An 11,859-nucleotide genomic window follows, 5' to 3' on the forward strand; every position below is an offset into this window, starting at 1 on the left:
GGTCAGCCCCGCCGGCGCCGGCGCCGATGCCGCCGAGGCCGCCGACGCCCCGCCGTTGCTGTCGCAGCGCGAGAAGGAAGTGCTGGACTACATCACCAAGGGCTTCACCGTGCACGAAATCGCCGGCCTGATGCAGCTCTCGCACTTCACCGTGCGCACCTTTGTGCGCCGCATTTATAGCAAATTGAAAGTCACCTCCAAGGCCGAGGCGATTTACGAGGCGCGCACCCAGGGTCTGCTGTCCTGATGGCGCGTCCACCGCGCCTGCTGGGCAATCTACTGCTGCTGTTCTCGCTTGCCGTGCTGCTGGCGGCCGCGACCCTCTATCTGGACAACGACAGCGGCCACGGCCCGGCCGCCAGCCTGCACCTGACCCAGGCCGGCTGGCAGGAAACCGTCGCCACCGGCTATACGGCGCCGCCGGCCGAGCTCGACAGCGCCAATCTGCCGCCGGCGTGGCAGCTGGTGGCATTGCCGTTCAGCCCGTCGATTGCGCTGCTGCGCCAGGCCGCAGCCGGCGCGGGCGCCGGCGCCACCGGCCATGTGCCGCCCGGCGTACGCATCAGCTGGCTGAAAGTCGCGGTGGACGGCTTGCCGGTGCAGGCCCGGCTGCTGGCCCTGTACGGCATCCGCGTCAAGACTGACGGCACCATCGCGGTGTATATCAACGGCAAGCTGGCGCACCAGGCGCAAGCGGAGGGACCGGCCTGGAACAGCACCCGCACGCCGCTGTGGTTCACACTGGACCAGCATGCCGGCAGCGCGCCGGTGCGCGAAATCCTGCTGCGGCTGGAACACAGCCCGGCGTCGCAGACGGCGCTGTCGTCCTTGCGGCTGGGACCGGCCAACACACTGCAGTCGGCCTATCATGTGCGGCTGTGGCTGCAACAGCAGTTGCCGGCCATGCTCAGCGCCGCCTTCATGGCGGTCGGCGTTTTTTCCGTGTGCGTCTGGCTGCGGCGGCCGCAGGAGATTGCCTACCTGCTGTTCTTCAACCTGGCCGTCACCGCCTTCCTGCGCGGCCTGCATTTCTATGTCGACCTGCCGGTCGAAAATGACTGGTTCGCGTGGCTGACCGTGAATTCGCTGTTCTGGCTGGTATTGGCGGTGCACTTCTTCCTGTGCCAGCTGCACCAGCGGCCACTGGTCTGGCTGACCCGCGCGCTGGTGGCGGTGACGCTGCTGATCGGCGTGCTGACCTTGCCGGTGCTGGCGGTGCTGCCGAATATGCCGACCGTGACGCCGCTGGTCTACCTGATCGCGCCGGTGATGAGCATGATTACCTGCGTGGCCGGCTGGCGCCATTCGCCGGAAGGCCGGCTGGTGGTCTACGGCCTGTTCGCCTGCACCGCCATGGGCATGTCGGACTGGCTGCTGCAAAACAACATCATCAACGCGGAAGGCTGGTATCTGGGGGCGTATGCGCCGGCCGTGTGCTTCATCACCTTCGGCGTGCTGATGTACCGCCGCTATATCGACGCGATTGCCGAGGTCGAGCGCGTCAACGCCGGCCTGGCGGAACGGCTGAAAGTGCGCGAAGCGGAACTGGAAGCCAGCCACCAGCGCCTGCGCGAGATCGAACTGCGCCAGACCATCAGCGACGAGCGCCAGCGGCTGATGCAGGACATGCACGACGGCCTCGGTTCCTCGCTGATCAGCGCGATCCGCTCGGTCGAGCGCGGCAACATCAGCGACGAACGCGTTTCTCAAATATTGAAAGATTGTCTGGATGACCTCAAGCTGACTATCGATTCGATGGAGCCGGTCGAGGCCGACCTGCTGCTGTTGCTGGCCACCCTGCGCTTCCGCCTGGAACCACGGCTGGAAGGCACCGGCGTCAAGCTGCTGTGGGAAGTGCGCGAACTGCCGACGCTGCCGTGGCTAAATCCTTCGAGCGCGCTGCACATCCTGCGCATTGTTCAGGAAAGCATCGCCAACATCCTGCGCCACACGGGCGCCACCGAAATCCGCGTCGCCACCACCGATGGCGTCGACGGCGTGCAGGTGCACATCTCCGACAACGGCAGCGGCTTCGACGTGGCGCAAGCGCTGGGCCAGCCCGGCGGCCGCGGCCTGCAAAACCAGCGCCGCCGCGCCGCCTCGGTGGACGGCAAGGTCAGCTGGCAATCCAACGACACCGGCACCCTGTTCACCCTGTGGCTGCCACTGGCGCGCAAAGCCTAGCCCCACGAGGATATATACAGGGGGTAGCCAGTCCACAGCCCTGTGGCAAACCTTCTATTTTCGCCCCTATTTTTCACTATTTTCATTTGCATTGAACTATTCCACCAACTGCCGATCTAAATAGAGGAAAACAGAGAAAAATAGAAAGACAAATAGAATGAAATCCACAGTGAGTCTGCAGGTAGACACCGATACCCTGCTCCGCCTGGATGGACCTCTACATCAAACGTCCTGAAGACAAGCAGTTCAAGAACGCTGGCCGGCTGCGTCAGACACCACCATCACCGCGTTGCTCGCCGCCTTGCAACAGAAACTGCAAGCACCGCCGGTGCCAGCGGAACCGCCGCCCCGGCCGCGCAACACCACGCCGGGCGAAGGCTGGACCTTGCCCGAGCGGCGCAAATTCCGCTTCCGTATCGAAGACGTCGCGTTTGAATAAAAAAAAGCCCGCTACGAGAGCGGGCTAAATCTATTTCCTTGGAGGAGAATAGAGGAGACAGGTGCAATCATGCCTGCCGCCGAACTATTTATCCAATTTATATTACTGATGCCAGAGATTCACACAACGCATAATGCTCAGAACTTCACATCCAGCTTGACGCTGAAGTAGCGGAACACATCACGCGGCGGCACCCAGCTGCTGGCCGACACCTGCGGCGACGTCGCAGTCGCACCGGCACGGAACGACGACGGACCGCTGGCGTTCGCATTCGGAATATAGAAGCGATCGAACAGATTGTTGACGCGGAAGCTGATCTTGTACTTGTCCTGCGGATCGCGCACGCCGAAGCCCACATCGGTAATGCTGTATGGATCGTTGACCGAGTTCGGATCGTTGTTGATATTGGTGTAATACTTACTCTGATAGCGCACATTGGCGTTGACAAAGGCCCGCAGCGGCATCGTCGGCACATTGAACTCATAGGTGGCGCCGATATTCAGCTTGATCTTCGGCGTGCCCGGGAAGTTGGAATTATTCAGATTCTGCACGCCGGTGGTCGAACCTGGCGAAATCGGGAAGCAAGCGCTGTTCTGGCCGGCGATCGAACCGTTGGCCGCCAGCTTGGTGCCGCCCACCGCCACATTGGTCGAATCGCTGTAGCACGGACCATTGGCCCACTTCTCGATGGTCGGCAGCGTGAACGCCAGCGCCGCATTCACATTCAGATCCTTGGCCGCCAGCGCGTTCACATCCAGTTCAAAGCCATGGGTGGCGATGTTGGGAATCGAATTGAGCTGGCTGTAAATGGTCGGATCGTTCGGCAGCACGTAGGTCACGTTCTGCTGGTAATTGAAGAAATCCGACTTGAAATACGTGGCCGCAATCGACATGCGGTTGTTGAACAGATTGGCCTTGGTGCCCAGCTCGAAGCTCTGGCTGGTTTCCGGCCGAATCGGGAACGCCGCCGACGCCTTCAGGCCCGAGGTCACGTCATACGCCTCGCCCTTGTAGCCGGTCGATACCTGCGAATACACCATCCATTCCGGCGTCACCTGCTTCTGCAGGCTGACCTTGCCGGTGGTGGCGCGGTCGTTGTTGCCGGTGCTCTGGAACTGGTCGACGCCCACCGGACCCGGCTTGAATGAAGCCTCGGTCAGTTGGTCGGTGTAATAGTTGCGCTTGTAGTGGTAGCCGGAAATTTCTTCGTTGACGCGCAGGCCGCCGGTCAGCGTCCAGGTCGGCATGAACTCCCACGACGCCTGGCCAAACACCGCCTTGTTGGTGTTGTAGATGTCGGTGTAGTAGTTGGTCGGGCTGGACGTCGAGGTGGCGCTGCACACGGCCGGCGCCACGCAGTAGCCGCGAATGAAGTGGCGGTAGATCTCGTTATGCGCCAGCCACAGGCCGGCCACGTACTTGACGCTGCCCGAATCCGGCGACACATAGCGCAACTCCTGCGTCTTCGAGCGGATGTCGTAGGTGCCGAACTGGTTGTTGCCCACAGTAGGAATGGTCGAACCGGCGACGGCGATGGTCGGCACGTCGGTAAAGTCCTGGTCGCGGAAGTCGTTGGCCAGGTATTTGCTCCACGACGAGATCGACATCAGCTGCGCATCGTTCGGCAGCGTCCACGACACTTTCAGGCCGACGCCGCGGTCGCTGGAAATCAGCCCGGTCGGGAAATCACGGCGCACATTGCGGTTGTTCGGATCATTGACGTTGATGCCAGCCAACACCGAAGTGGCCGGCAGCAGCGGATTGCCGTTCAGGTACACGCCGTTCAGGCCGATCGGCGTGGTCACCACATTGCCGAGCGCCGTCGAACCGGTGCGCAGGTTGAAGCCGTTGACGGCGGTCACGCCGCGCGAATTGTCCTGGAAGTTATAGCGCGGCGACAAATCCACCTGCAGCGTGTCGGTCGGATTCCATTGCAGCTTGGCCATGAAGGTCTTGCCGCCCGAACCGTTGACGTCCTTGCCGTCGGTCAGGTTGTGGAAGGTGCCCGGCAGGCGGCTCTTGCCGGCGTACAGGCGCAGCGCGAAGTGCTCGTCCAGCTGGCCGCCGGCCGAGGCGTTGACGCGCCATTCGTTGTCATTGGTCAGGTAGGTGCTGGCGCGGTACACCATCGGGCCGGAAATCGGCTTGGTGACGATGTTGACGGCGCCGGCCACGGCCGACTTGCCGAACAGCGTGCTCTGCGGGCCTTTCAGCACCTCGATGCGCGACACGTCGGCCAGATCCTTGAAGGCCTGGAACTGGGTGGCGATCGGGATGTCATCGATGATCACCGCCACGTCCGACTCGACGCCGATGCCGACCGAGACGGTGCCGATGCCGCGCATGAAGATGGCGTTGTTGGCGGCGGTGGTGCCCGAGTTCAAGGTCAGCGACGGCATCATCGCCACCACATCTTCGATTTCGCGGATATTGGTGCGCTGGATTTCCTGCTCGCTCATCACCGAAATCGCCATTGGAACGCTTTCCAATTTTTCGACGCGTTTATTTGCGGTAACTACTACAGTCTCCAGCGTGCCGGGTTTGCTAGTCGATTCTTCTTGTTGCGCGTGGGCGCTCATCGACAGCAAGGCCAGCGCAAGGGCCGACGCCATCGGCGTCAGAAGGATAGGTTTTTTCATCGTCGTCTCCAGCTTTTTGTTTTAGTTAATCGTTTAACTTGCCTGATGTCAAAGATTAAAGCAGGCTTCTACAGATGTCAACACGAAGTCAACACCTGTGAGAAAGCCGCGCAACAGTTTTGCGGAAAACGATTACCTTGACACTATAGTCATTACTTGTAACGTGCTAGTTCCATCTTGCCGATCTGCGCCCGGTGCACCTCGTCCGGACCGTCAGCCAGCCGCAGCGAGCGGGCGCTGGCGTAAGCATGGGCCAGGAAGGGATCGGCCATGCCGCCGCCGCCCTGCACCTGGATTGCCCAGTCGATCACCTGGCAGGCCATAGCCGGCGCCGCCACCTTGATCATGGCAATTTCCTTGGCGGCCACCTTGTTGCCGACCGTATCCATCATATAGGCCGCATTCAGCACCAGCAGCCGCGCCTGGTCGATCAGAATGCGCGACTCGGCGATGCGCTCCAGCGTCACGCCCTGCTGCGCCACCGGCTTGCCGAACGCCACCCGCGCCAGACTGCGCTGGCACATCTGCTGCAAGGCCCGCTCGGCCAGCCCGATCAGGCGCATGCAATGGTGAATCCTGCCCGGTCCCAGCCGGCCCTGCGCAATCTCGAAGCCCCTGCCCTCACCCAGCAGCAGATTGCCGGCCGGCACGCGGACATTGTCAAACACCACTTCCGCATGGCCGTGCGGCGCATCGTCAAAGCCGAACACCGGCAGATGGCGCAGGATGGTCAGGCCCGGTGCATCGCGCGGCACCAAAATCATCGACTGCTGCTTGTGCCGGTTTTCATTATGCGGATCGCTCTTGCCCATGAAGATGAACACCGCGCAGCGCGGATCGTTGGCGCCGGACGACCACCACTTGCGGCCGTTGATCACATACTCGTCGCCATCGCGCACGATCGAGCTTTCGATATTAGTCGCGTCCGACGACGCCACCGCCGGCTCGGTCATGCCGAAGCACGAGCGGATGCGGCCATCCAGCAGCGGCGCCAGCCATTGCTGCTGTTGTTCCGACGTGCCATAGCGCGCCAGCACTTCCATATTGCCGGTATCCGGCGCCGCGCAGTTGAACACCTCCGGCGCCCAATGCACGCGGCCCATGATTTCGCACAGCGGCGCGTATTCCAGATTGGTGAGCCCGGCGCCATGCTCGGAGTCCGGCAGGAACAGATTCCACAGGCCCGCCGCGCGCGCCTTCAGCTTCAGCTCTTCCATGATCCTGGTCGCCACCCAGGCGTTGCCGGCGGCGCGGTTGGCGTCCACCTCGGCGTGGAACACCGCCTCATTCGGATAAATATGTTCATCCATGAAAGCGCGCAGACGCGCTTGCAGTTGCCGTACTTTCGGGCTGTAATCGAAATCCATGAAGTCTCCTTGTCATTATTATCGGTAGGTAACCGCGCCGGGCTGGCCCAGCCATTCCAGATGCGCGTAATTATTCAGATAGCTCAGCGTGAACTGGCCGGGCCGCTGCATCAGCTTGGTGACGGCGCAATTGGCCAGCGTCCAGTTCAGCTCCATCACCTGGAAATCCTGCAAGCCCAGCAGATGCTGCATCAGCGCCGCAATCACGCCGCCAGAGGTGAACACCATCGTGGTCTGTTGGCGGCTGTCGGTATCGAGCCGCTCCAGCGCGCGCACGCAGCGGCGGCGGAAATCCGGCCAGGTCTCGGCATAGTCGCCGTCATGCCAGCCGCCCATCCAGCGCTGCATGGCGGCGCGGAACAAATGCTCCAGCGCGCGCGGCGGATCGACATGGCTGGCCAGCAGCGCCTTGAACGCCGCCGCATCGGCAAACTCCGGGCAGTGGCGCAGCAGCACCTCCTGATGATCGAACTCGGCGAAATCCGCATCGGTGGCCCACTCCGTCTCCAGCAACTGCTTGCGCGGCACCATGGACAGACAGGTATCGGCCGTCTGCCGATGCCGCACCATGCCGCCGGTAATCACCTTGCTGAAGGTCTGGCGGGTATTCGCATACCACTGCCCCAACAGGCGCGCCTGCTCAAAGCCCAGCTCCGACAATTGATCATAATTGGCCTTGCCGAACGAGGCCTGCCCGTGACGCACCAGAAAAATTTGTCCCATCTCGCCTCCTCCGTCAGACCTGTAGCTTACCGGGCGGCCTATAATTCATCAAATGAATAGAATTAATTGAATTGGATAAATTCCATGCATCTATCAAAAGTCGATCTGAACCTGTTCATCGTGCTGGAAGCGATCTATGCGGAAGGCAGCATCACCCGCGCCAGCCTCAAAATGAACCTGACGCAACCGGCCATCAGCCACGCGCTGAACCGCCTGCGCCAGCTGTTCGACGACCCGCTGTTCGAGCGCCAGGGCCACGTGATGACGCCGACGCCGCTGACCCGCTCCATCATCGACCAGGTGCGGCGCGCGTTGCGCGGCTTTGAAGTCACGCTGAGCGGCGCCGCCCACTTCGATCCCGCCAGCAGCGAACGCAGCTTCTCGCTGGCGGTGCGCGACGTGCTGGAAGCCAGCGTGCTGCCGGGCCTGATGGCGGGCATCTCGGCGGCCGCGCCGTCGGCCACGCTGAACACCCTGCAAGTGAGCCGGCGCGAACTGGAAAGCGAACTGGCGGCCGGCACGCTGGACGCCGCCATCGACGTGCTGCTGCCGCTGCCGAACGAAGTGCGGCGCACGCAGCTGGCCGGCGACCAGACCGTGGTGCTGGTGCGGCGCGGCCACCCGCTGGTCAAGCGCCGCGCGCTGACGCTGGACACCTATCTGGAAATGGAACACATCCAGACCAGCTCGCGCCGGCGCGGGCCGGGACTGGAAGATGTGGAACTGAGCCGGCAAGGCCTGCAACGCAAGATCCGGCTGCGCTGCCAGCACTACTTCGCCGCCTGCCGCGTGGTCAGCCAGACCGATCTGGCGCTGACCATGCCCGACCGCCTGGCACGCATCGTCAACCAGCAATTCACCAACCAGATCCTGCCGCTGCCGCTGACCATGCCGTCGCTGGACGTCTATCTGTACTGGCACGCCAACGTCGACAACGACCCCGCCAACACCTGGCTTCGCGCCCAAATCACCGCCGCCATGCAGGCCGCCGGATAAACGCCACCGCCAGCGCCGCCAGCAAGGCAATCGCGCCCGACACGTAGCCGATATTGCCCGCGCCCCAGGCGGAAATACTGCCGCCGCCAATCAGCGCGCCGAGCGCGATACCGCCGTTGGCCGCCGACACATTGATGGTGCCGGCCAGCGCCTGCGCCTGCGTCGCCGCCTGCATCACGCGGATCTGGCACACCGGATACAGCGCCGTATTGGCGATGCCCCACACCGCCAGCGCCAGCACAAACCACGCGCCGCCACCGGCCAGCGCCATGCTCGCCACCATGCCAACCGCCAGCACCGCGCAGAACACCGCCGTCGTCGCCAGCGGCCGACGGCCAGCCCACAAGCCACCCAGCCAGTTGCCCAGCAGTCCCACCGCGCCAAATCCCATCAGCCACCAGCCGACCTGCGCCGGCGCCACGCCGACCGATTTCTCCAGCATCTCGGCCAGATAGGTATAGCCGGTGAACATCGCCGTAAACACCAGCACCGACAAGGCGACGTTGGCCAGGAAGAACGGGCTTTTCAATATCTGCAACTGATCCGCCATGCGTACCGGATGGCGCGCGCGCACCGTCGGCATGCACGCAGCCAGCAGCACCGCAATCAGCAGCGACAGCGCCGCCAGCAGGCCGAACGCGCCGCGCCAGCCAATCGCATCCGACGCCAGCGTGCCCAGCGGAATGCCGAACAACATGGCGCCGGAAATCCCCAGATACACGCGCGACACGGCGCGCCCGCCCTGCCCCGGCGCGGCGATCTGCGCCGCCGTCTCGCTGGCCGTGCCCCAGAACACCGGCAACGCCAGCGCCGGCAACAGCCGCGCGACCGCCAGCACCCAGCCATTCGGCGCCAGCGCCGCCAACGCATTCGACGCCGCGAACAACAGCAGAATCGCAATGAACAAGCGCTTGCGTTCCACATTGGCCAGCCACGCCGTCAGAAACGGCCCGCACAGCATCACCACCACCGCGAACAGCGTCACCAGCTGCCCCGCCGTCGCCACCGCGATGCGCAGATCGCGCGCCAAAGCCGGCAGCAAGCCGACAATCAAAAACTCAGTGGTCACAATCACAAACGCGGCGACCGCCAGAAGAACAGAAGTAAACATGGAGCTTGACCCGGTAAAAAACAGCCGCCATCATAGCCAGGACAAAAATTCCCATGTTGGATGATTATCCCAGCCCTTTATAGAAATAAATTCCATGAGCGCCACGGAACGCCTGAAAGGCCTTGAAACCTTCGTCGCCGTTGCCGACGCCGGCAGCTTCACCGCCGCCGCCGCCCGGCTGCATCTCACCAACTCGGCGGTCGGCAAAGCCATCGCCAGGCTGGAAGAGCGGCTGCACAAGCAGCTGTTCGACCGCAGCGCGCGCCAGCTGACGCTGACCGATGCCGGCGCCACCTTCTACGCCTCGTGCGTGCGCATGCTGGACGAACTGGCGGTGGCTGAACGCGCCTTATCGGATGAAGACACCCTGCCCGGCGGCCGCCTGCGCATCGACCTGCCGGCCACCTTCGGCCGCATGAAAGTGTTGGCGCCGCTGCTGGAGTTCGCCGCCCACTATCCGCACATCACACCGCACATCTCGTTCACCGACCGCTTTGTCGACGTCATCGAAGACGGCATGGACCTGGTAGTGCGGATCGGCGGCGACGACGCCTGGCCGGCGGCAGTGGGCTACCGCCACTTGGGCAACGAAGAACTGATCTTCTGCGCCGCGCCCGCCTTCATCGCCCGCCACGGCGCACCGCAACGCGCAGCCGACCTGCCGGCATACGACGCCATCCTGTACGGCCGCGCCGACGGCAGCACGCAACCGTGGCGCATCCAGGAAGGCGCCGCCCCACTGGCGCGCCAGCACATCAACGGCCGCATGGTGTTCGGCCAGGCCGAATCGCAGGTGGCCGCCGTGGTCGCCGGACTGGGTCTGGCGCAGTTCCCCACCTGGCTGGTGGAACAGCAAATCCGCGACGGCAGCCTGGTCAACATCCTGCCGCAGCTGACCACCCAGGGCCTGCCGCTGCACCTGCTGTGGCAGCGCAGCCGCGAACACACGCCGAAAGTCCAGGCACTGCGCGCACACTTCGAAGCGACGCTGTGCATCAATCCTCAGGCCTGAATGGCCGCCGTCGCCGGTAGCGTCCAAGCTGTTTAGCTGGAAAACGCCGGCTGGGTTATCACACTCTCGCGCTGCTTCATCCGTTCGTACCAGGCCAGCAAGGCCCGGCATTCAGCGGGAATCTCCAGCTTGACAATGGCAGCGAACACCAGGCCGCCGATCACGGTAATGTCGGCCATCGAGAACTCCGCGCCCGCGATGAACGGTTGGCGCTGAAGCACCGTGTCGAAGTAATGCATGCCACGGATCGCCTTGTCACGCTGACGGAATCCCCATTCCTGATTCTGGTACAGCTCCACCGACGGCCCCAGTCCTGGTGTGCCATGGTGAAAATACACGCTGATCGCGTCCAGCAATTCGATTTCGGCGCGCTTGCTCATCATGTGAATGATCCCCTGCTGCAGCGGCGTCGCGCCGGTAAGGCTGGGAGCGCCATTAAGCGTATCGAGATATTGCGTAATCGCGGTGCATTCGGCAATCAGCGTACCGTCGTGAAGTTCCAGCACGGGCAGCGTTCCCGAGTAGTTTTTTTGCGCGACAAACTCGGGCGTCTTGTGCTCACCCTTGTATAAATCGACCATCTTGAACTGGATTTGCGCTTGCAGCTTCTTTTCTGCAATGGCAATCCGTACGCGCGTCGGATAGGGGCCGACCGGAAAATCGTACACCGTCATGGAAGTCATGATCACTCCTGAATAAAAATTGATTGAAAGTCGCTTTGAATTGCCTACCTAACGTTTGGTAGGTTAACGATAGTGCGTTATACTGCACGATGTCAACACTTTTTATCGGCTGGAGTGACAGTGAAGATTGAAGCGGAAACAAATTCGAGGGAAAAGATCCTGATGGAAGCTACCAGGATGGCCCAGGCGCATGGCTATAACGGCCTGAACATTCGTGATCTGGCCAGCGCAGTCGGCATCAAGGCGGCCAGCGTGTACCATCATTTCGCCAGCAAGGCCGATCTGGGAGCGGCAGTCGCCAAGCGCTACTGGGAAGACTCGGAAGCCACGCTGCAGGCGCTGCTCGAAGAGTTGGGCGACCCGCTGGCATGCCTGCGCCGATATCCGGACACTTTTCGCAAAGCCCTCGACCGCGACAATCGCATCTGCCTGTGCAGTTTCATGGCGGCGGAAACAGACGATCTTCCCGACCCAATCAAGCTCGAAGTACGCAAATTCGCCGAGGTGAATATTGCCTGGTTGAAACAAGTGCTGATCGCCGCGGACAGCGTCCCGAGCGATCAATCCGATATCCGCGCCCAAGCCATTTTTGCCGCTGTCGCAGGCGCTCAGCTGATCGCCCGCAGCCGGTGTGACATCACAGTCTATGATCAACTGATCGCAGGTTATGTATCGGCTGGCTTGATACCGTCCTAGCAGCGACCT

Annotated in this window: 11 protein-coding genes; 6 read left to right on the plus strand and 5 right to left on the minus strand. The window is 62.5% G+C overall.

Features of this window, described 5'->3' with window-relative positions; genetic code table 11:
- From GTP69_RS17075 to GTP69_RS31105, 3 genes are all read left to right on the plus strand, one after another.
- Positions 1-247 (plus strand): response regulator transcription factor (locus GTP69_RS17075; protein WP_161055993.1); only part of this gene is annotated, 247 nt, incomplete at its 5' end.
- A complete protein-coding gene (locus GTP69_RS17080) occupies positions 247-2,184 on the plus strand; it encodes a sensor histidine kinase (RefSeq protein ID WP_161055994.1) in 1,938 nt (645 codons plus the stop codon). The genes GTP69_RS17075 and GTP69_RS17080, both read left to right, overlap by 1 nt.
- Positions 2,185-2,485: 301 nt before the next feature.
- Complete coding sequence (locus GTP69_RS31105; RefSeq protein WP_202424471.1) at positions 2,486-2,623, plus strand: hypothetical protein; 138 nt, start codon at positions 2,486-2,488, stop codon at positions 2,621-2,623.
- A gap of 137 nt (positions 2,624-2,760) precedes the next feature.
- Here the strand turns inward: GTP69_RS31105 and GTP69_RS17085 are convergent, their stop codons facing one another.
- From GTP69_RS17085 to GTP69_RS17095, 3 genes are all read right to left on the minus strand, one after another.
- Positions 2,761-5,262: a TonB-dependent receptor gene (locus tag GTP69_RS17085; RefSeq protein ID WP_161055995.1), complete on the minus strand. Its 2,502-nt coding sequence runs from the start codon at positions 5,260-5,262 to the stop codon at positions 2,761-2,763.
- A 152-nt stretch (positions 5,263-5,414) separates the two neighbouring features.
- Complete coding sequence (locus tag GTP69_RS17090; protein WP_161055996.1) at positions 5,415-6,629, minus strand: acyl-CoA dehydrogenase family protein; 1,215 nt, start codon at positions 6,627-6,629, stop codon at positions 5,415-5,417.
- 18 nt (positions 6,630-6,647) lie between these two features.
- Positions 6,648-7,352 carry a histidine phosphatase family protein gene (locus GTP69_RS17095; RefSeq protein WP_161055997.1) on the minus strand — a complete coding sequence of 235 codons (705 nt, stop codon included), beginning with the start codon at positions 7,350-7,352 and terminating at the stop codon, positions 6,648-6,650.
- 84 nt (positions 7,353-7,436) lie between these two features.
- Between GTP69_RS17095 and GTP69_RS17100 the strand changes: the two genes are divergently transcribed.
- Entirely contained in the window at positions 7,437-8,348 is a 912-nt protein-coding gene (locus tag GTP69_RS17100) for a LysR family transcriptional regulator (protein WP_161055998.1), read from the plus strand.
- Here the strand turns inward: GTP69_RS17100 and GTP69_RS17105 are convergent.
- On the minus strand, positions 8,320-9,459 hold the full coding sequence (locus GTP69_RS17105; protein ID WP_161055999.1) for an MFS transporter: 1,140 nt from the start codon (positions 9,457-9,459) through the stop codon (positions 8,320-8,322). The two genes, GTP69_RS17100 and GTP69_RS17105, sit on opposite strands and share 29 nt — an antisense overlap.
- Positions 9,460-9,553: 94 nt before the next feature.
- On the opposite strand from GTP69_RS17105, the gene GTP69_RS17110 reads away from it, so the two are divergent.
- Positions 9,554-10,471 carry a LysR family transcriptional regulator gene (locus GTP69_RS17110; protein ID WP_161056000.1) on the plus strand — a complete coding sequence of 306 codons (918 nt, stop codon included), beginning with the start codon at positions 9,554-9,556 and terminating at the stop codon, positions 10,469-10,471.
- Positions 10,472-10,503: 32 nt separating this feature from the next.
- Here GTP69_RS17110 and GTP69_RS17115 read toward each other — a convergent pair whose 3' ends face one another.
- Positions 10,504-11,145 (minus strand): glutathione S-transferase, encoded by a 642-nt coding sequence (locus GTP69_RS17115; RefSeq protein WP_161056126.1) that lies wholly within the window; start codon positions 11,143-11,145, stop codon positions 10,504-10,506.
- A 129-nt stretch (positions 11,146-11,274) separates the two neighbouring features.
- Between GTP69_RS17115 and GTP69_RS17120 the strand changes: the two genes are divergently transcribed.
- Positions 11,275-11,850, plus strand: coding sequence for a TetR/AcrR family transcriptional regulator (locus GTP69_RS17120; RefSeq protein ID WP_371867984.1), 576 nt, complete (start codon positions 11,275-11,277; stop codon positions 11,848-11,850).
- The last annotated feature ends 9 nt before the right edge of the window (positions 11,851-11,859 follow it).

This window comes from Duganella levis, assembly GCF_009857605.1.
GTDB lineage: Bacteria > Pseudomonadota > Gammaproteobacteria > Burkholderiales > Burkholderiaceae_D > Rugamonas > Rugamonas levis.